At 41.0% G+C, this 19,750-nt stretch carries 19 protein-coding genes; 11 read left to right on the forward strand and 8 right to left on the reverse strand.

From position 1 onward, the window contains the following. On the reverse strand, positions 1-162 hold a 162-nt coding region (locus tag H6G97_RS16840), incomplete at its 3' end, for an IS630 transposase-related protein (RefSeq protein ID WP_190938912.1). A gap of 104 nt (positions 163-266) precedes the next feature. On the opposite strand from H6G97_RS16840, the gene H6G97_RS16845 reads away from it, so the two are divergent. The 5 genes from H6G97_RS16845 to H6G97_RS16865 all read left to right on the forward strand — a co-directional run bounded on the left by H6G97_RS16845 (position 267) and on the right by H6G97_RS16865 (position 2,205). Further along, on the forward strand, positions 267-452 hold the full coding sequence (locus H6G97_RS16845; RefSeq protein ID WP_277883301.1) for a hypothetical protein: 186 nt from the start codon (positions 267-269) through the stop codon (positions 450-452). Between the two features lie 36 nt (positions 453-488). Then, positions 489-761, forward strand: a complete 273-nt coding sequence (locus H6G97_RS16850; RefSeq protein ID WP_190941891.1) for a type II toxin-antitoxin system HicB family antitoxin — start codon at positions 489-491, stop codon at positions 759-761. 73 nt (positions 762-834) lie between these two features. Next, positions 835-969 carry a hypothetical protein gene (locus H6G97_RS54765; protein WP_277883299.1) on the forward strand — a complete coding sequence of 45 codons (135 nt, stop codon included), beginning with the start codon at positions 835-837 and terminating at the stop codon, positions 967-969. Between the two features lie 606 nt (positions 970-1,575). Next, complete coding sequence (locus tag H6G97_RS16860) at positions 1,576-1,833, forward strand: DUF433 domain-containing protein (RefSeq protein WP_479684969.1); 258 nt, start codon at positions 1,576-1,578, stop codon at positions 1,831-1,833. 9 nt (positions 1,834-1,842) lie between these two features. After that, positions 1,843-2,205 (forward strand): DUF5615 family PIN-like protein, encoded by a 363-nt coding sequence (locus H6G97_RS16865; RefSeq protein WP_190941893.1) that lies wholly within the window; start codon positions 1,843-1,845, stop codon positions 2,203-2,205. Between the two features lie 164 nt (positions 2,206-2,369). Here H6G97_RS16865 and H6G97_RS16870 read toward each other — a convergent pair whose 3' ends face one another. Beyond that, on the reverse strand, positions 2,370-4,193 hold the full coding sequence (locus H6G97_RS16870; RefSeq protein ID WP_190941894.1) for a tetratricopeptide repeat protein: 1,824 nt from the start codon (positions 4,191-4,193) through the stop codon (positions 2,370-2,372). Positions 4,194-4,268: 75 nt separating this feature from the next. After that, entirely contained in the window at positions 4,269-4,700 is a 432-nt protein-coding gene (locus H6G97_RS16875) for a hypothetical protein (protein WP_190941895.1), read from the reverse strand. Between the two features lie 190 nt (positions 4,701-4,890). Here H6G97_RS16875 and H6G97_RS16880 point away from each other — a divergent pair, with 190 nt between their 5' ends. After that, on the forward strand, positions 4,891-5,580 hold the full coding sequence (locus tag H6G97_RS16880) for a PD-(D/E)XK nuclease family protein (protein WP_190941896.1): 690 nt from the start codon (positions 4,891-4,893) through the stop codon (positions 5,578-5,580). Between the two features lie 226 nt (positions 5,581-5,806). Here H6G97_RS16880 and H6G97_RS16885 read toward each other — a convergent pair whose 3' ends face one another. The 5 genes from H6G97_RS16885 to H6G97_RS16905 form a co-directional block, all read right to left on the reverse strand. Beyond that, positions 5,807-6,253, reverse strand: a complete 447-nt coding sequence (locus H6G97_RS16885) for a type II toxin-antitoxin system VapC family toxin (RefSeq protein ID WP_190941897.1) — start codon at positions 6,251-6,253, stop codon at positions 5,807-5,809. Beyond that, the gene (locus H6G97_RS16890) at positions 6,234-6,476 is read right to left on the reverse strand and encodes a hypothetical protein (RefSeq protein WP_118168039.1); all 243 of its coding nucleotides are present in this window, start codon (positions 6,474-6,476) and stop codon (positions 6,234-6,236) included. Before H6G97_RS16890 ends, H6G97_RS16885 begins: the two co-directional genes overlap by 20 nt. A 97-nt stretch (positions 6,477-6,573) precedes the next feature. Then, complete coding sequence (locus H6G97_RS16895; RefSeq protein ID WP_190941898.1) at positions 6,574-6,810, reverse strand: hypothetical protein; 237 nt, start codon at positions 6,808-6,810, stop codon at positions 6,574-6,576. 149 nt (positions 6,811-6,959) lie between these two features. Continuing rightward, positions 6,960-8,174, reverse strand: coding sequence for a DUF790 family protein (locus H6G97_RS16900; protein ID WP_190941899.1), 1,215 nt, complete (start codon positions 8,172-8,174; stop codon positions 6,960-6,962). Then, positions 8,104-9,705 (reverse strand): DEAD/DEAH box helicase, encoded by a 1,602-nt coding sequence (locus H6G97_RS16905; RefSeq protein ID WP_190941900.1) that lies wholly within the window; start codon positions 9,703-9,705, stop codon positions 8,104-8,106. Before H6G97_RS16905 ends, H6G97_RS16900 begins: the two co-directional genes overlap by 71 nt. A 223-nt stretch (positions 9,706-9,928) precedes the next feature. On the opposite strand from H6G97_RS16905, the gene folE reads away from it, so the two are divergent. The 5 genes from folE to H6G97_RS16930 all read left to right on the forward strand — a co-directional run bounded on the left by folE (position 9,929) and on the right by H6G97_RS16930 (position 19,741). Next, the gene (gene folE, locus H6G97_RS16910) at positions 9,929-10,579 is read left to right on the forward strand and encodes a GTP cyclohydrolase I FolE (protein ID WP_190941901.1); all 651 of its coding nucleotides are present in this window, start codon (positions 9,929-9,931) and stop codon (positions 10,577-10,579) included. 1,081 nt (positions 10,580-11,660) lie between these two features. Then, positions 11,661-12,011: a hypothetical protein gene (locus H6G97_RS16915; RefSeq protein WP_190941902.1), complete on the forward strand. Its 351-nt coding sequence runs from the start codon at positions 11,661-11,663 to the stop codon at positions 12,009-12,011. Positions 12,012-13,472: 1,461 nt separating this feature from the next. Next, positions 13,473-13,709 carry a hypothetical protein gene (locus tag H6G97_RS16920; RefSeq protein ID WP_190941903.1) on the forward strand — a complete coding sequence of 79 codons (237 nt, stop codon included), beginning with the start codon at positions 13,473-13,475 and terminating at the stop codon, positions 13,707-13,709. A 789-nt stretch (positions 13,710-14,498) separates the two neighbouring features. After that, complete coding sequence (locus H6G97_RS52510; protein WP_338421734.1) at positions 14,499-18,776, forward strand: PAS domain S-box protein; 4,278 nt, start codon at positions 14,499-14,501, stop codon at positions 18,774-18,776. Continuing rightward, positions 18,773-19,741, forward strand: a complete 969-nt coding sequence (locus H6G97_RS16930) for a response regulator (protein WP_190941904.1) — start codon at positions 18,773-18,775, stop codon at positions 19,739-19,741. Before H6G97_RS52510 ends, H6G97_RS16930 begins: the two co-directional genes overlap by 4 nt. Positions 19,742-19,750: the final 9 nt, after the last annotated feature.

Genomic DNA, 19,750 nt, shown 5'->3' on the forward strand with positions numbered 1-19,750 from the left:
TAATGCTTGATAATCTCCAGTGCTGGCTTTTCGTTGCAGCCATAGGTTGATTGTGTTTCGACTGATTTGAAAAACTTGCGCTGCTTCCGTTTTGTTCATCCCGTCTAACTCTATTGCCTGAATTACCTTCTGGCGTAAGTCGTAACTGTAAGGTTTTGGCATGAGCTTTCCTTGAGCTGAACGCTTCATCTGTATCTAGTTTTACTTTACTCACTAATTATACTGTTTGTCCTAACCGCCTTGGCGCTTGCTATACTACAAATAATCTGAAATTAGAGCCAGCATTGGCATATAAATTACAGAGTATGGGGCTAATTAATTTAGAAGGCGATGTCTACGACGGGCTACGCCTACGCAGTACTGTTGCGTGTGAATTATATCGTTTATATTTTCGAGAATATCTGAATAAAAGTGAGAGTTTAAATAATAATTGTATTGAACAGTTGTTTTAACGTAAAATTAAACCTGGTAGCACAACGCGAGATTTCATGGCCATAAAGTTTATTCTGAGCGACTATGTTGACCGAGCGATCGCCCAGGCAATTTATGACAAGTTAGAAGATGGTACATTTACAGGTAGAATTCCTGTTTGCAAAGGAGTGATAGCCTTTGCATCGACTTTGCGTGAGTGTGAGAATGAATTACGCTCAACGCTGGAAGACTGGATTTTGCTTGGGTTAAAGCTGGGACATTCTTTACCAATAATTGATAATATTGACCTCAACAAGGAGCCGACTCTTGAGCCGATGGACACCCTGTAAGCGTCGGGATTTTGTGAATAAATTACGACGGATTGGGTTTGAGGGGCCTTACTCTGGAACAAGGCACCAATTTATGGTTTACGCGCAACATCGGCTAACTATTCCCTCTAATGATGAGTATTCTGTACCACAATTGCGGCTGATGATTCGGGAAATTGAGGTTATTCTAGAGCGGGAAATCACGCTAGAAGAATGGAATAGCCTTTAAGATTTGCCTAGAAGCGATGTCTGACGATAACAGCGATCGCTTGTCGATTTACACTTTAAAGTAGAGCCATGTCTCCGACGGGCTACGCCTACGCCAGCTTTTGGCTCAATGATATACCAAAATGAATGCGTGAATTACTCAAATGAGTAAGCAAACTGGGGTTTAAGAAAGTAAAAGCTGCTTTTGTTTGCGGAAAACACCAAAATGCGAGATTAAAAGCTGCTTTTGTTTGCGGAAAACACTAAAATGCGAGATTAAAAGCTGCTTTTGAAGAAGTAAAAGCTGCTTTTGCTTGCGGAAAACACTAAAATGTGAGATAAAAAGCTGCTTTGAAAGAAGTAAAAGCTGCTTTTGTTTGTGGAAAACACTAAAATGTGAGATAAAAAGCTGCTTTTGAAGAAGTAAAAGCTGCTTTTGAATAGTAATCAGGCATTTTTGCTTAATTAAATATGAATTTTAGTCTGGGCGATCGCTCTTTTCAGTTTTATTACGGTACGCTTTGCACAAAACTAGCTTATTCTGGATTTGGGGGAGGCGATCGCTTATGGGTTTACAATCAGAAATAGAGCGCTAGGCTTTACAATATCATCATTGCACCTTAGAGCGATGAAAAAGATTTTGGAGCGATCGTTTATGTTAGGTCTGGAGAGAATTACATTTGACCCTAGCATTATGGCTGGACAAGCTTGCATTCGGGGAATGCGAATTCCAGTTTCTTTAGTGGTAAATTTGGTAGCTCATGGAAAGCTTATAGAAGAAATTTTAAAAGAATATCCTGATTTAGAAGCAGAAGATATTCGTCAATCTCTTCTTTATGCAGCGTGGTTGACTCAAGAACGGGTTTATACCTTCAAAATTGCTTAACAAGTAATAATGAAGTTTTTGGCAGATATGGGAATTTCACTACGCACTGTAACTTGGTTGCGTGGTGCTGGTTATGATATAGTGCATTTGCGCGATGAAGGTTTGCAAAGACTACCAGATAATGAGATTTTAATTAAAGCCCGTACAGAAGGAAGAATTTTATTAACTATAGATTTAGATTTTGCCCAGCTTTTAGCCGTGAGTGGGGATAGTTTACCCAGTGTGATTTTGTTTAGGTTGGGGAACGAAAATTATGATGCAATTAATGAACGGTTGACTCAAGTTTTGAGTGAATGCCAGGAAGATTTAGAGTTAGGGGCAATTATTTCTGTAAGTAATGAAACTTTCCGAGTGAGGCGATTGCCTATATAAAAATAGGCTTGGGTTAAGGCTAAAAACTAAAACTGGCGTAGGTTGGGAAACCTCATTTTACCTCAGAGTTTAGAACACGAAAGTCCGAGTTAAAGCGATCGTGCTTTTCAGTTTTATCACGGTAAACTCTGCACAAAACCTGTAAATTCATATCCCTCTGTAGTCTATTCTTGATTTGGGGAAAGGCGATCGCGCAAATCTGCTAAATTTTCACGCACAGCAATAGTATTGGGATGATTCACGCCTAACCTCTGCTCAAAAATATCTAAAGCTTGGATGTAAAGGGGTTCAGCTTCGCTGTATCTGCCTTGGAAGTAGTAGAGTAACGCTAGGTTGTTGAGGCTAAGTGCGACAGAGGGATGTTCTTCTCCCCGCAGCAGGCGCAATAGTGCTAAAGCTTGGATGTAAAGGGGTTCGGCTTCGCTGTATCTGCCTTGGGAACGGTATAGTTCTGCTAGGTTGTTGAGGCTAAGTGCGACAGAGGGATGTTCTTCTCCCAGCAGCAGGTGCCTGAGTCCTAAGGCTTGGATGCAAAGGGGTTCGGCTTCGCTGTATCTGCCTTGGAAGTAGTAGAGTTCTGCTAAGTTGTTCAGGCTAGTGGCGACAGATGGATGTTCATCTCCCAGCAGCTTGCGGTAGAGTGCTAAAGCTTGGATGTAAAGGGGTTCGGCTTCGCTGTATTTGCCTTGGGAGTTGTAGAGATGCGCTAGGTTGTTGAGGTTAGTGGCGACAGATGGATGTTCTTCTCCCAATCGCTTTTTAGCGACTTCTAGACATTGTTCATACCAGGGTAAAGCTAGGTTATATAATCCCTGACCTTTATAAAATGTAGCGTTGCCGTAGAAAGGCCAAAGTAAATCATCATCGCTGACGTATTCAATGAGATGATTCGCTACTTCAGCTATATGAGGAATGGCGGGAGAAACGGCGGTGATTTGCTGAAGGGTGGGTGTTTCAGGAATATCTTGGCCAACTCTTACCATTACCCGACAAAGCGATCGCTTTAATTCCTCTGCTTGCTCTAAACCTGTAAGCTTATATTGAAAAAACTCCCTCAGCAGTGGATGTAGTTGATAAACTCCCTCATCTTTGCGCTGAAGTAAATGCAAATTCAACAACTTATCATCTCTAATTTCCTCTAACTCTCCCTCGTATTCCTCTATTACAGACTGTTCCACCAACTTCCAAGGTATAGGTGCGGCGGCAAATAAACTCAGCAAACAACCAAGCTGCTTATCGCCGTCCTCTAATTCCTGCCAACTCAACTCAAAGGCTGCTAACACACCCCGTTGTGCTGTCATATCGGCTTCGGGTTTAACAAGTCCGAGTTGTTCTAGTCGTTTGTTCTCCAAACGCCGCAACATTTCTGTGAAAGATAAATCCTGTTTTCGCGCCAAATATCGCCCGACTAATTCCAAACCTAAAGGCAAATATCCCAACCACTCACACAACTGATTTGCAACAGCCAATTCTTGCTCAATTCGCTGTGGTGTTTCTTTAAAAAATGACTTTAATAACTCCAGCGCTGCTTCTGGTTGCAATACATCTAGAGATAATTCCTTTATAGATGCTCCTAAGTGTTGGCGTGTGGTAATCAACACTTTAAACCGGGAAGATAACGAGGGTAAGTAAGGCTTAACTTGTTGATATTCTCCAACATCGTCTAAAACTAGCAGCACATCACCTTCGCGCCAAAGCCGAAAGCAGTATTGCACTTGGGTGAGTAAATCGAAATCTTCTAGTGGGTTTAAGTCAAGCTGCGTTCTGGCAAACTGCACAATTTGAATGCCCACATCTCCAGCCTTTGCCAACAACCAGCAAATTCCACCCTTGTAAGTTTCATGGTGAGCCTTTGCATATTGTAAAGCCAGTTCTGTTTTACCCAGTCCACCCATGCCAGCGATCGCAGCAATTGCCACCTGATTATTTTCCTGCAACATCTGGTAGAGGTTTTGCAATTCAGCTTCACGCCCGACAAATTTCACCACCCTACTCAAGGGTAAATTTTGCGGTGTTTCAGTAGAGGGATTTAACTTTACCTGTTCCTCAACAGGCGGGTACAGTCAGAAGTTATTAGTACCAGTGAAAGTATTTCCCTGAAAGACGTTTTTAATAGAGTCAGCTAACTTTGTAGAATTGATGACGGTTGCGGGTTGCAAGTTTAGTCCATTGGCTAACGCCTGGACTTTAGGCGCTTGGGGATCAGCATTTGCGGCTGCTTCCACTTCTCGCACAGATTGAGCAATTTCGGTATCTGCATCTGCTGCTGCTTTTAACTCCAGCACTGCTTGCCCATAATCTAACGGCTGCTGTAGATTTTGCTGTGTTGCATCCGCTAACAAAGGTAACTTATTTTTATTATGTAGCTGTTCGATTAACTCACGACTTTTGTCTAATGCAACTTCCCCAAGCTTTTCGCCAGTTTTTTCTAGAGCTTTAGTTAAAACTATAGTAGCGATCGCTGTTGCAACTGCTGTTAATGTTACAGGTTCCATAATTTAGTAATAAAATATGACATCGCACAGGGAGATACAAATGCAGTTCTGTATATTCGGAAATATATCACACATATTTAGTTGATATTTTGCACTCTAACAAACCCCTACCCCTTTCCATTCCTTACAATGAAAAGGGGTTTTATTCACTTTCCTTCTTGAGGGAATCTCAAAGTCAACACACCAACTGATGCATGATACCCAACTGCTACCACGCATTAATGCCACAGCCAAAAGAGAAAATGGTAAACAATATTATGTAGATGCCAAAGGAAATCGCTTTCCCAGCGTAACTACAATACTTAATGCCACCAAATCACAAGCAGACAGAGACAGATTATTAAACTGGAAAACGCGTGTTGGTACAGAAGAAGCTACCCGCATTACTACAAGTGCTAGTCGGCGGGGAACCCAAACACACAAACAAATTGAGCGCTACCTTCTTGGACAAAACCCAGTTTGTCCCGAAGTGAGTCGCCCTTATTGGGAGAGTATCAAGCCAGTTTTAGAACAAATCGACACAGTTAGACTGGTGGAAGGCTCTGTTTTTCATCATAATTTGAGCTATTCTGGCAAAGTTGATTGTATTGCCAGTTATCAAGGTATACCCTGTATTTGTGAGTGGAAAACAGCAGACAAACCCAAAGGTTCAATTGAGCATTTATATGAACATCCACTGCAACTTACGGCGTACATAGGAGCAGCTAACGAGTATTATCAAGATTATGGCATTCAGCTAAACCACGCTCTCTTGGTAGTAGCGATTCCAGAAATGCCAGCAGAAGTATTTTGGTTTGAATCAGCAGTCATTAAAGATTACTGGGAGCAGTGGGAAAAAAGAGTTGCTGAATATTGGGAACGCAGAAGCGTTTGGGGTTAATCAGTAGGATTGCATAATTACCAAAAGATTGCATTTCGTAACGTGAAGTAAATTTTCACGAGTAGTAACAATAAGCAATCTAACCTACGCGATATGCAACCTATTATTGGAACCCCTCTCCAAACCTCTCCCCGAAACGGAGAGAGGCTTTTTTTCTTGCTCCCCTTCCCTTGTAGAGAAGGGGCTGGGGGTTAGGTTTGAGATAAAGTCGCACACGGCGTTAACCTTATAATGGCAAGACAGTAATTAACCCAGAAAATCTAGCAAAATCACTTGTGTTGTGAGTGAGTAACTGAGGAATGCCATAAACTAGCATTGTGGCGACAATATTTGCATCATGAACTTGCTTACCACCAATAGTAATTTGCTCCATAAGCGTCAGTAACCTTTTTGTAACTTGAGAACTATCTTCAGCCACCCGAAAGCGGTTATAGAAATAGCGGAGATCCTGAATTACTACTGCAATGGGTAGTGGGTTGACAAACTGTTGCGGACGGGTAAGGGTAGCCAAATATTCCCGCAATATTTGTCGGCTAATCCACAACTCAACCCCTGCATCATAAAAATCTTGGATAGCCTCCATAGCAGCTTGGTGAAATGGAGACTGAATCTGACTAGCGTACACCAAGATATTTGTGTCTAGAAAAACAGGATCACCGTCCCCAATCACCATACATATCCTCACGTCTTAAAGAAAGATTTTCAGGCCAAGGGCCATAATTATGCACAGGAAAGTTTAGAGGAGGACGCTTTTCTTTCTTCTCTGCTTTCTCTGCCAAAGGCTTTTCATCAATTACTATTACCACTTGATGTTCACCCTCTGGAATATCCAATGGTAATTGTGCAGTAATCTTACCATCTTTTGTAACCGTGGCAATTGTTTCTATACTTTTCATACTTACTATTTATATTCGATTAATACATCACTAATTGGTGAAAGATTTGGACACATTTGCATAAACGAAAATATTCGTATAGATAAATACACGATTATTAGTCGTTTGTATAAAGGTCTTCTCTACGGAAAGTTAAACTTTCCGAGACTAATCCTACAGGATAGGCGTAAAATTGGAGATGCGCTTTCTTTTCTTTATTCTCTGTTTTCTCAGTTAAAAGGTTTTCATCAATTACTATTACCACCTGATGCTCACCCTCTGCAATATCCAATGGTAATTGCGCTGTAATCTTACCATCTTTGGTAACTGTAGCAATTGTTTCTATACTTTTCATCTTATTCCTCCTTATTCAAAGTAACTGGGGGACTGGGGATTAGGGACTAGTGATTGGGCTGAAGATGTAGAGGGACAGGAAGCAAGCAGAAGAATGAAAACTTCTTCTTTCCTCACCAGTACCCAGTACCCAGTCCCCAGTCCCCTTTTTCAATCCATTACAGCTAACACAGCTTTCGGCAATAACTTATCTTTAAACCAAACAATTCTGGCGGGGACATCATTTAATTTTACTCCCGCTTTTTCTAAATTAAGTCGCTCGGAAATTGCTAAAATTAAGTCATCACGTCCAGCCCGCCGTACCTGAGAAAACTTCTTTTGTAAATACTCTGGTCGCCAATAACCAACAATTTCTAATAAAAAGGTGCGTCCATCAGCATGAACTAAGCGAAAATCCGGAATCATCACACTACCAGGAATTGGTATCAAATCAACTTCTCGCTCTAACGCCCAACCACTTTTTAACGCATCCCACTTATCAGCAAAGGATGCTTCTAGCATACTATCGTAGGGCTTACCTGGTGGATAATGCGATACCAAACCACATTCGGAATTGAGAGTAAAACGTCCAGTTTTCCAAGTATTTGTATAAGCATCACGAGTTTGGAGAATCGACGAAAGACTCCATTTGGTAACGTGAAGTAAAGCCGGAATAAGTTTAGCGATCGCTAACCCATATCGCGTACTAGGATTAAACAAACTCGTCGGCCCATCTATCGTAATTGTAAACCCGTGGTCAGCATCACCCTCAATATAAGCCATCAATTGAAACAACTTCAAATAGCGAAATAACAGCTTATATTCTCCCGGAACATTCCGGTGAGCATTTAATACAAGTTGACTGGCTTTATAAAATACACCTTGTACCTGAGATAAATTATATCGATTTATCAAATCTGGCGCTGTTGGTGCATCAAATACTGTCAAAATTTTATTTTCAGATAAATCAGCATATAGCCCATTACGAACCTGTTCTAATAAAACTTCCCGTTCAAGTTCTTGAGTTAACTCATCAGCAACTTTGCTCAGAGTAACTTGTGTTGATTCTCGACTAGAAACCGATTTTGCAGCCAGAGAAAACACTCGTTCTCTTAACATTTGCGGTTCCAAAGGACTTACTACCTCAAAAGTGCAAAAACTGCTTTTTAGAATATAAGCTAACCCTCGCTTCACCCGATAATCTGTAGAATCTCCTTCAAAATCAGTCAATTGTCGCTCAAGCACACCTTGAGTCTTCCCCACTGCTGATTGAAAATAATTAATTAACTCAATCGCCAACTCCGAAGTTTTTTGATCAATCTTCAGTCTCTTCGGAATGATCTCCTCTCCGTTTTGGCGATGCATCAGTAAATCTGTCGGTAACATCTGAATTTTGGATTTTAGATTTTGAACTTCCGGTTGAATAATTAATTTCTAACTGTTCCGCAGCCTTCAAACTCCTTTCCTTCCCACTCCCATACACAACCTGTAACTTCCCCTTCTTCTCTTCTTCCTCTCCGCGTCCTCCGCGCCTCTGCGGTTCGTTATTCCTCTCCCCTCTCCGCCTAGCCGAAGTCCCTTCCTCACTCGTATCCTCCGCCACCACCTCATACAAAATTGCCTGCTTATTCTCAATATTCCCCTTCCGTAAAACCCTACCCAATCGCTGAGTATACTCCCTAGCCGAACCCGTTCCCGATAAAATAATCGCAACAGTTGCCGCCGGTACATCAACCCCTTCATTCAACACATGAGAAGCAACCAAAGTATTATATTTACCCTCTCGAAACTTTGTTAATATCTCATGGCGTTCTTTCACAGGAGTTTGATGAGTAATTGCCGGAATTAGTAACTCTTGAGAAATGCGATAAACCGTCGCATTATCAGCAGTAAAAATCAAAATTCTTGCCGGATAATGTTCTGCCAATAAATCAATCAAAATTCGCAACTTCCCATCAGTACCCAAAGCGATATCTTTCGCTTCCCGGTGCGCTAACATCGCCCTACGTCCCGATTGCGATCGCGCACTCATTTGCACGAACATTTGCCAACCTTGCAGACTCCCCAAAGAAATCCGGGATTGCTTTAAAAAATCATTGCGAGTTTGAATTAGTTGATTGTATCTTTCCCGCTCAAGTTGTGATAACTTTACCTTAATTTGGACAATCTCATGCTCTGCTAATGCCTTACCCGCCAAATCTTCAGCGCGTTTGCGATATACTTCTTGACCAATGAGGATATTTAACTCAGCGTGTTTACCATCGCTGCGTTCTGGTGTAGCGGAGAGTCCCAGGCGATAAGGTGCGATCGCATATTCAGCAATCACCCGATTAAAATCTGTCGGTAAATGATGACATTCATCAAAAACAATCAACGCATATTGATTTCCCAACGTCTCAGCGTGAATTGCGGCACTATCGTAAGTTGCAACGAGAATTGCCGTTCTATCCCGCGAACCACCTCCCAGCAATCCCACCTCAGCATCCGGGAAAGCCGCTACCAAGTGTGCATACCATTGATGCATTAAATCTAAAGTTGGCACCACAATTAGCGTTGTGCGTGGCGTTGACTGCATCGCCATTTGCGCCAAATAAGTCTTTCCTGCCGCCGTAGGAAGCACAACGACCCCCTGTCTACCCGCCAGTTTCCAAGCTGCTAAGGCCTCAGTCTGGTGGGGATATGGTTCCATTTCCAGACTGGGAACCAAATCTACAGGATAAAATTGCTTTGCCTCATCGATAAAATTCACATCTTCCGCTTGTAGTGCTTCCACTAGCGATCGGTATCTAATTGCGGGAATGCGGAATTTTTCGACTCTATCATCCCATGTAGCATAATCCATCCAACCTTTGCCGCGTGGCGGTGGATGCAAAATTAATGTGCCGCGATCAAAATTTAGTGTAGGAGTACGAGCCATGAGTATTGGGTATTGGGCATGGGGCATTGGGCATGGGGCATTGTTATTCCCCTCATCTTTCTTATTCCCTTGATTACTAATAACGCGTTCTTAAGCTGAGAAAATGTTTACTCTGATTAAGAAGTGTAAAGTTATGTTACACTCATTTACGAGTCAGAAGTCAATCGTAACTGACATCTGAACAACAGACTAATTTATCAAATATTCCCACAGAACTCACAAAATGACTCTATCGATTCGTCCTGATCTAACTTCTGCCGATCAGGTACTGTCATCTTTAGCGACTGAGCAACAGCAAACTGTAACAGAAGCTGAAATGATGCAAGCTGTGCGTACTTTGCTGATTGGATTAGGAGAAAATCCAGACCGCGAAGGATTAAAAGATACTCCAAAAAGGGTGATGAAAGCTTTACAGTTTCTCACAAAAGGATATCATGAATCATTGGATGAACTGCTAAACGGAGCAGTATTTACAGAAGATGCCAATGAAATGGTTTTGGTTCGGGACATCGACATATTCAGCTCCTGTGAACATCATATTTTACCGATTATTGGTCGCGCTCATGTTGCTTACATTCCCAATGGCAAAGTAATCGGATTATCCAAGATTGCCCGTGTTTGCGAAATGTATGCACGACGTTTGCAAGTTCAAGAACGTTTGACTGTGCAAATTGCTGACGCATTACAAGGATTACTCAAACCTCAAGGAGTTGCAGTGGTAATAGAAGCAACCCACATGTGTATGGTAATGCGCGGTGTGCAGAAACCCGGTTCTTGGACTGTTACTAGTGCAATGCGCGGTATTTTTGCAAAAGATGTCCGGACTCGTGAGGAATTTATGAATTTGATCCGGCACAATTCTAATTTCCATTAAATAGCCTTGAATAAGCTTTATCAAAACAGAATTCAGGAGTCAGGAGTCAGAATTCAGTATGAATTCTGTACGACTGGTGGATGAATCTAGGGGTTTAAGACCCCCGCTAAATCTTCTCTTTCAGAGACGCACTTGCGTTCATTTAGCGGTCTACAATGAGTGGCGGGTCTGAATCCCCCACTCATTGATTCTGACTCCTGGATTCTGGCTTCTGGGTTCTTCTTCAACGAAAAGAAATCACTAATTTATTCAATGCAGCTATGTCAATTAAAAGTGCATGATTTCCGTGGGTTGACTTCAGCCACGCCAGTTGAACATTAGGTATTAAATTGGCCAATTTTTGTTTTTTAACTGGAGGATATAGTATATCAGAATCAATGGCGACGACTAAAGTCTGTTGTTGGATGCTTTGCAGGATAGATTCATAATCTAACAAATTAGGGCTTGTGCGATCGCGTCAACTAATTACACAATGTCATTGCGAGCGTTCGCGGAGCGTCTTGTAGAGAAGCGAAGCAATCGTAGGGGCTGGGATTGCTTCGCTTTATTCGCAATAACTGTAAATATTTTTGTCCGATTACTTATAATAATGCCCACTCCAATGCTTGCATCTCAGCAAGTGAATCGCTAATCACTAACCGCAGAGATTGAACGCCCAAGTAAGTATTCTAATAGTGCAGCTTGCAGATGAACCATATTTTAATTGTAATCTTAGGAAAAGATACACCATAAGGGTTGCCTATTATAGAGTGTTCCTTTCTAATTCGGATTGAGAAGGTGATCAAGAGCGAAGCCGAAAAATCTCAGCAATTAGTTGAAAAGACCTCAAAATCAAAAGAAAAACGTAGTCGAGGTCTATTCCCAAGCCTCGGAAATTGGCAAGTTATTGATATAATAATCAATGAAACTTTTAAATAAATATTAGCACTCAATGCTTGCAAGTGCTAATTTATGACTAACATTTAATGCCTATGACATAGACCAAAACTACACTTTTTGTAGATGTTTTAGTTCCTTTCCAGACGTTAATTTATAAAAATTACATCTTTCTTGTAACTAATTTAAAACTGGGAGTACTGGCATGAAATACACTTTTGATATTGTAGGAGTATCTCCACTTTTGCAGTTTTTTAATCACCAACAGCAAAATGAACAAAAACCATCTCACCAAGGTGTCGAATACTTGGGAATGCATACGTGTACACTAGATACGTTTCTACAATCGGTGGAATCAGTTCCAGAGAAGTGTGGTTGGAATCTGGATCAAGTGGTAGATACCGTTATTAAGTTTTGGTTGAATAACTCAGACAGTATTAGTTATTGGAAAGTATGTTTAAGTAATGCTGGTAAGGATAATTTACTAGTCACAAGATTGGCAGACATAACCGCCTTACAAACTGAATTTGAATCCCTACTACATAAGAAGTGGTGAAGAGATAGGTAGAGCTGAACTGGGGATTGGGGACTAGGACAATTTTCATGGGGATGCAAGCCCCAACCAAATTGGGAAATAGACTCTTTCCAAGTCCCCAGTACCGGAGTAACCCCTGCTTTGCTCAAAATCAATGCTTTTCTGTGTTATTCTCATTTTCAAGTGCTTTGAGAACTTTTAAATACAACTTTTCTACTCTTTTAAAGGGAATCCCAACTCTTTAGCATAATAGAATCCCTCATCTATATTTCTGGCATTAGCTATTTCTTCACATAATTCTTCAGTATAAAATGTTTTTCCTTCAGAAATCTTATAGCTAAATCTACTTAAAAAAAGCTCGAAACCCCTTTATCCTTAGCTATTGCTACTGAGCCAGAAGAATTAAGACTAAATCTGGTATTACGAAAAAAGGTTTTATAGCGGTTTTCGTTTACGTGAGGTACACCCGTAGGGGCACGGCACTGCCATGCCCCTACACATTGTCATGTAATGTTGTACCGTATCTGAATGGGAACTGCTATATTGCCATTTTTAAACGTAATAAGTCCCACGAAAGTGCGCTATATTGCCATTTTTAAACGTAATAAGTCCCACGAAAGTGCATTCTGGATCTACTAAAACTACTGCTCCTATCTCATTTGCTAATTTTTAAATTATAGATGTTATATCATGTTCGGCAAATCACTTATAATATGTCATTGCGAATGCAACGAAGTGGAATGAAGCAATCGCAAAGGTTTGGGATTGCCGCGCTACGCTCGCAATGACATAAGTATTAAGTCGAACATGATATTACAAATGGTTTTTGCATGATCATAAATATCAATCTACCGGAAAAATATTAACTATTTTATAGCAATTAGTTAAGATACTTTAAAACTCAAAAATTGCACTACATATTTATTTATAAACTTATAGTACAAACCTGATAAAAACTTATTTTTATATCTAAAGAAATTATTAAAATTCCACTTTTATAAACTAACTATAAAAAACGCAAATGTTCGCAATACAGCTTTAGCGTAGGCGTGTAGCCTGCCATAGGCATCGCACTATAAAAAATTAAGAGTTTGTAGTTTGTCCTTGCTGATTAATTCTATACAGATTATTGTTGCTTTTTGTCTTTTGAGCTTTTAATAGTATTTTTTAAGACATTTCTATTAATTTACCCACTGATACGGTCTTTACTTATGTGTATGCATACAAATAATGCAAACCCAACAATTGCCAAACTTTCTGCTTGAGGATTATTGTGTCCTGGAAACATCTGCAAATTAAGGCTTTGAGATTCATAGACACTTGAAAATTACAACTTAGTTGGTCTTAAAGAGAGCGCTAAGTGTTGACAATTTATAAATAATCGAATAACAAGGTGGCAGCAGGATAAAAAAAAGCGTTAGTGCATTCTTACCTAGAAATTAATTAGCGCCCTTGATTAAACTTCATACGGATAACATCATTATGCCAGAAAATACGGATAACAAAGCTTCTAAATCAGACAATCAGACTATTGCTTATAAAGAACGCCTCAATTCTTGGGCGATCGCTCGTCTACTTCCTAATACGCAACGGGAAATTGTTGCTCGTTTCCGCAGCCGATCTGATGCTGATGGCTATATGCGGCATCTTCCTCAAGAAATACCCAATGCTTCATACATGGTTGTTTTTGATTGTCAACACCATGAAGCTGTGATTTAAAGTATAAGTATAGGCAATAGACCTATCTTGAAAATAGGGAACAGCTTAAAGATGACAGGGAAAGAGATTTTATTCTCTTGTGCTTGTATAGTGGGTGCTTTCTGCTAACTCTGTTGATAAGCGTCTTTAAGGGACTTTTGAACTTTTGCGATGAAAAGGGAATATTTCAATGAGCTACACAGGTAGGGTGGCACATCTGTGCTACCCTACGAAAATAAATGTTCTCTATAGTTAATTTTTTTATCTGTATCTCACTTGTGCAGGAACCGCTATATTTGATTTGCTCTCCACCCAAAGGTTCAGATTCCCAACTTATTGAAGAAATCGGGGAATTTTAGACATTTGGTGAAATTAAATATGCCTCGTCCAGAAACCTTTTAGAGACGTAGCACTGCTACGTCTCTACATTCATTTCTACCAGATGTCTTTTGTGTTCGTAGTACCTTTGATTTAACCAGACAAGTAAAATTTTGCCACAGTGTACTAGTACCGCAAGGCGGAAGTCAAAAATCAAAAGTCAAAAGTCAAAATGAATACAGTGTAAGCGTTTCCTTGATTTGGAATGGGTAGCTTGTTTATGCCGTGTTGTACTAGTGCTAAAAATTTGCGGCTCTCAAAAAAGCGGTAATTATAATTATAAGTTATTAAGTTTTTTCGCCAATATTGTATACAAATATTTTACTTAAAAACAAATTACGTAATTGCCCTCTTGCTATTGATATTTTAGATTACTTAAAAGTAAAAGTTAGCACAATACAATAAGTCCTAAAAGTGCTAGAGGTTTAATAAGTGGTTAAACAGCACCAATATGACTGGTTAAAAACTGTAATATTTTTCCGTCAAAGAGAATTCCTAACGTTATTGTTGGGGATTTTCTTCTCAATCTCTGTAGTCCTATTTTGCCAGAGACTTTTAATCCCAAATCCGGGGTTATCAACACAAGTAGTATTGATTGTAGGGTTATTAGTTGTCGATGCCCTAATATTATCAATCTATTTTGCCCTAGCGATGAAAGTAAGCAACCAACAGATAACAGCAATAAATCAGGATTTAACCTACAAAATTGTTGAACAAAAACAGGTAGAAATTGCTCTTTGCGCCAGTGAAAATCGTTGGCGACAGTTGTTGGAAACTGTCAAAGTCATCCCTTGGGAATTAGACTTGAAGACTCAGCGATTTATCTATGTTGGGCCGCAAGCGGTAGATTTGTTAAATTATGCGATCGCAGAGTGGTACGAAGAAAATTTTTGGGTTAATCATCTACATCCAGATGACCGAGAAAAGTCTGTTCGTTTTTGCCAAGAAGCAACTGCTAGGTGCGAAAATCACGAATTGGAATACCGGATGTTAGCAGCTGATGGGCGAGTTGTTTGGCTGCGAGACATTGTTAGTGTAGTTCAAGAAGCAGAAACTCCGATCATGCTCAGGGGGTTTATGTTTGACATTACTGATTTGAAACTGCTTGAAGAAACCTTAAGACTGCGGGAGAGAGCACTTGCTGCTGCCGGTAATGGAATCATTATTGCCGACGCCAGACTTGCTTCCCATCCAGTTATTTACGTCAACCATGCCTTTGAGCAAATAACAGGCTACAGTGCTACCGAAATAATTGGCCAAAACTGTAGATTTTTGCAACGCACAGATACCCAGCAACCAGTACTCAATGAATTGCGGTCATCTATTAAAGCTGGAACTAATTGCAAAGTTGTTCTCCGCAACTATCGCAAAGACGGTACATTATTCTGGAATGAATTGAGCATTTCTCCTATCGATGACGAAAATGGCAAGTTAAGTCATTTCATAGGCATTCAGGCAGATATTAGCGATGTCTACGACGAGCTTCGCTTACGTAAGCTTGCCGAAGCTCGTCTGCGTCGGCAAGCCCTCACCTTTGAAAATATGCATGATGGCGTAATTATCACAGATTTAACTGGAAATATTATTGATTGGAATCCTGCTGCCGAAAGTATGTATGGTTATAGCAAAGCAGAGGTTTTAGCTCAAAATACCAGTATTTTGCTACAGCCGGAAGTAGGCGCAATCTTAAGCACCAAAATTAGCGAAACAATCAAGCAGCAAGGACGCTGGTCAGGGGAAATAAACTTTGTTCGCAAAGATGGTAGTGAGGGAATTTCTGAAACAACCATAGTCGCTTTACAAGATGAACAGGGAGAAACTGTTGCCACTGTTGGCATCAATCACGACATTACCGAAAACAAACGAGCTAAAGAGGCTTTACAGCGGCAATTGCATCGAACCCTACTACTTGAACGAATTACTCAAGAAATTCGTCAAAGTCTCGATACCAGCAAAATCTTTGAGACGGCTGCTACCCAAATTGGACAAGCATTTGCAGCTGAACGCTGTCTGATTCACTCTTATATTAACGACCCTACACCCCGAATTCCCCTAGTAGCAGAGTATAGTACACTCCCTATTTACTGCTCCAGCTTGAAATTGGAAATTCCCATGGCCAACAATCCCCATGCCGAGCAGATGATGGCACGAGAAAGTGCGATCGCTTCTCCAAATGTGTATGTTGATCCTTTACTCCAAAAGGCTGAACCTATTTGCCGAGAAATTGGGCTGAAGTCTATGCTATCAATCCGCACCTCTTATCAAGGAGAACCCAATGGTGCGATCGGCTTACACCAGTGCAGCTATTTTCGCCAATGGACACAAGACGAAATTGAATTACTAGAAGCAGTAGCGGCTCAACTAGGTATTGCTCTAGCACAAGCTCACTTACTGGAACAAGAAACGCGCCAACGTGAAGAACTTACCTTGAAAAACTTTGCCTTGGAGCAGGCGAAACGTCAGGCAGAAGCGGCAAATCGGGCAAAGAGTGAGTTTTTGGCGATGATGAGTCACGAAATTCGGACTCCGATGAATGCTGTTATTGCTATGACAGGTCTATTGCTAGATACTGACCTCACGCCTCAACAGCAAGACTTTGTGGAAACAGTTCGCCATAGCGGCGATGCTTTGCTTACCATCATCAACGATATTCTAGATTTCTCCAAAATTGAGTCGGGCAAACTGGAATTAGAAGAGCAACCTTTTGATTTGAGAGCTTGTGTGGAGCAGGCTATTTCTTTTTTAGCTCCTAAAGCTGCCCAAAAGGATATCGAGCTAGTTTACCAAATCCAACCCCAAGTTCCCACTCAGATCGTCGGTGATTTTAATCGTCTGCGCCAAGTCTTAATGAATCTCCTCAACAACGCCATTAAGTTTACTGAAAACGGAGAAGTGGTACTCTCTGTAGAACTGGGTATAAGAGCTAATGGGCGATTGAATCAAGAAACTTCTGCCCAATCCCCAGCCCCTCTTAGAAAAGAACAATTTTTCTACGAAATTCAATTTGCCATCAAAGATACAGGTATTGGCATCGCACCAGAGAAAATAGAGCGGTTATTTCAACCCTTCACTCAGGCTGATGTCTCCATGACTCGACGATATGGTGGCACTGGGCTGGGACTAGTCATCTGCAAACGGCTCAGTAAGATGATGGGCGGCACCCTTTGGGTAGAAAGTCAGGGGTTTATCGGTGGGAATCCTAGCCCTAGATGGGAAAATAAAAAATTATTATCGACGAAGGCAGGAGGAATGCCCTCAGCCTCCAGCTATGTCCAGAAAAAGCAAGAGTTTAAGACTCCCACTGAACTCTCAGTTAGGGCTGCCAAATCATTTGAAGTTGAATCCGCAAGTGAAAAGCTCCTCCTGGCTTCTTCAACTCTTGATTCCCAAGGTTCAACATTCTACTTCACCATTACGACCAAAGTAGCTGCTCAGTCAAAAGAAGCTGAATTAAGCACTTCGCCAGTCCAGCTTGCGCCCAAACGAATCTTGATTGTCGATGACAATTTTACCAGCCGTCAAATTCTTAGTTTGCAAGCAGAGTGTTGGAAGATGGAAACTTATGCTGCTAAATCTGGTAAAGAAGCTTTAGCTGTACTTGCTCAGGGAACGCAGTTTGATATTGCCATTTTAGATATGCAGATGCCAGAAATGGATGGCATTACCCTAGCTCGTCAAATCCGCAAGCAATCTGGTTGTCAAAATCTGCCTTTGGTGATTATGACCTCTTTGGGTAAAATAGAAACTTCGTCTGAGTTTAATGATGTCCAGTTTGCTGCCTCATTGAGTAAACCCATCAAACAGTCTCAACTCTATGATGTTATTACCCGTATTTTGGAAAATCAGGCAATCCCAGCCAGTATTGCTCATTTTCCCGCGGTTGATCGGAATTTAGCCCATCGACTGCCACTGCGGATTCTTCTGGCAGAGGATACGGTTGTTAATCAGAAAGTTGCTCTCCTGATGCTAAAGAAAATGGGTTATGGGGCAGATGTCGTAACTAATGGGCTTGAAGTGCTTAAGGCTTTGCAAAAACAGCCATTCGACGTAGTGTTAATGGATATCAATATGCCTGAAATGGATGGATTAGAAGCAACTCGGAGAATCTGTCAAGAATGGGAAGTGGGTTTTCGTCCCCATATCATCGCTATAACTGCCAATGCAATGCGGGGCGATCGCGAAGTTTGTCTTGCTGCCGGTATGGATGACTATCTTAGCAAACCTATTCAGCTTAAAGAGTTAGCCCAGGCACTCAGCAAATGCCCTCCCCTAAGAAGTTCTGAATTCATTTCTGGCGGAAAACAAGGTAAAATTATCCGCCCAGAATTACAACCTTCCACAAATATTCAACAAAGCAGCAAAATTGATGCCAAAATTCTTCAATCCTTGCGGGATATCGTCAAAGGAGATCGCGTGGTATTTGCTGAATTAATTACATGTTATCTTACAGAAGCACCGAGACTGGTACAAAATATTAGTACAGCTATTACAACTCAGGATATCCAGGCTATATGGAAGACAGCACACCAACTCAAGTCCAGCAGTGCTTCTGTTGGAGCGATCGCCTTGGCGCAGATTTGCAGGGTGTTAGAAGCACAGGGACGCACCAATAAATTAGAAAACAGCCTAGAATTGCTTTCACAACTATATCAGGAATATGAACAAGTTAAAACTGCCTTAGAACAAGAACTTGCGAAGGAAGTACCATGAAAGCCACTGCTCAAGAAAGCCAATCTTTAGTTCTAATTGTTGATGATGAACCTTTTATTCGCCTGATACTACGGCATTTCTTGGAGCGGGAAGGTTATCAAATAGCAGAGGCTCAAAACGGCATAGAGGCAATAAAAGCTTTTAACCAACTGCATCCTGATATCATACTTCTTGATGCCATAATGCCGGATATGGATGGGTTTGAGTGTTGCAGTCAGTTAGAACTTCTTGATTGTAACAAGCACACTCCAGTTTTAATGATTACAGGACTTGAAGATCAAGAGTCAGTTGACCGTGCATTTGCAGTCGGGGCAATAGACTATGTTACCAAACCAATTCACTGGCCAGTATTGCGACAACGGGTAAAACGCTTGATTCAGCAATCTCAGTTACAGCAAAAACTGGAAACTGTGAATCTGGAATTGCAGCGATTAGTTACAATCGATGGATTAACTCAAGTAGCTAACCGCCGACGGTTTGAAGAATATTTTAATCAAGAATGGCAGCGGATGAAACGCGAACAACAGTCTCTCTCACTGATTCTTTGCGATGTTGATTTCTTCAAATTATATAACGATACTTATGGGCATCGGATAGGCGATCGCTGTCTTCAGAAAATTGCTCAAGCCATCAAAGATATTATTAAGCGTCCTGGAGATTTAGTTGCCCGCTATGGTGGGGAAGAATTTGCTGTGATTTTACCAAACACAGACACCGAGGGGGCAACTCATGTTGCCGACAATATTTGCCATGCTGTCCGCACACTAGCAATTCCTCATATAAATTCCCAAGTTAGCCCTTATGTAACCTTGAGTGCCGGGTTTACGACAGAAATTCCTCAGTCAGATTCTGACATGGAAGAAATGATTGCCGCAGCAGATTGGGCGTTGTATCAAGCAAAGGCAGCAGGACGCGATCGCTTTGTGCAAAATATTCTACTACCCAAAAATAAAACTTCCCGCTAGAACTTAAAC

The organism is Nostoc flagelliforme FACHB-838 (assembly GCF_014698065.1).
Taxonomy (GTDB): Bacteria; Cyanobacteriota; Cyanobacteriia; order Cyanobacteriales; family Nostocaceae; genus Nostoc; species Nostoc flagelliforme_B.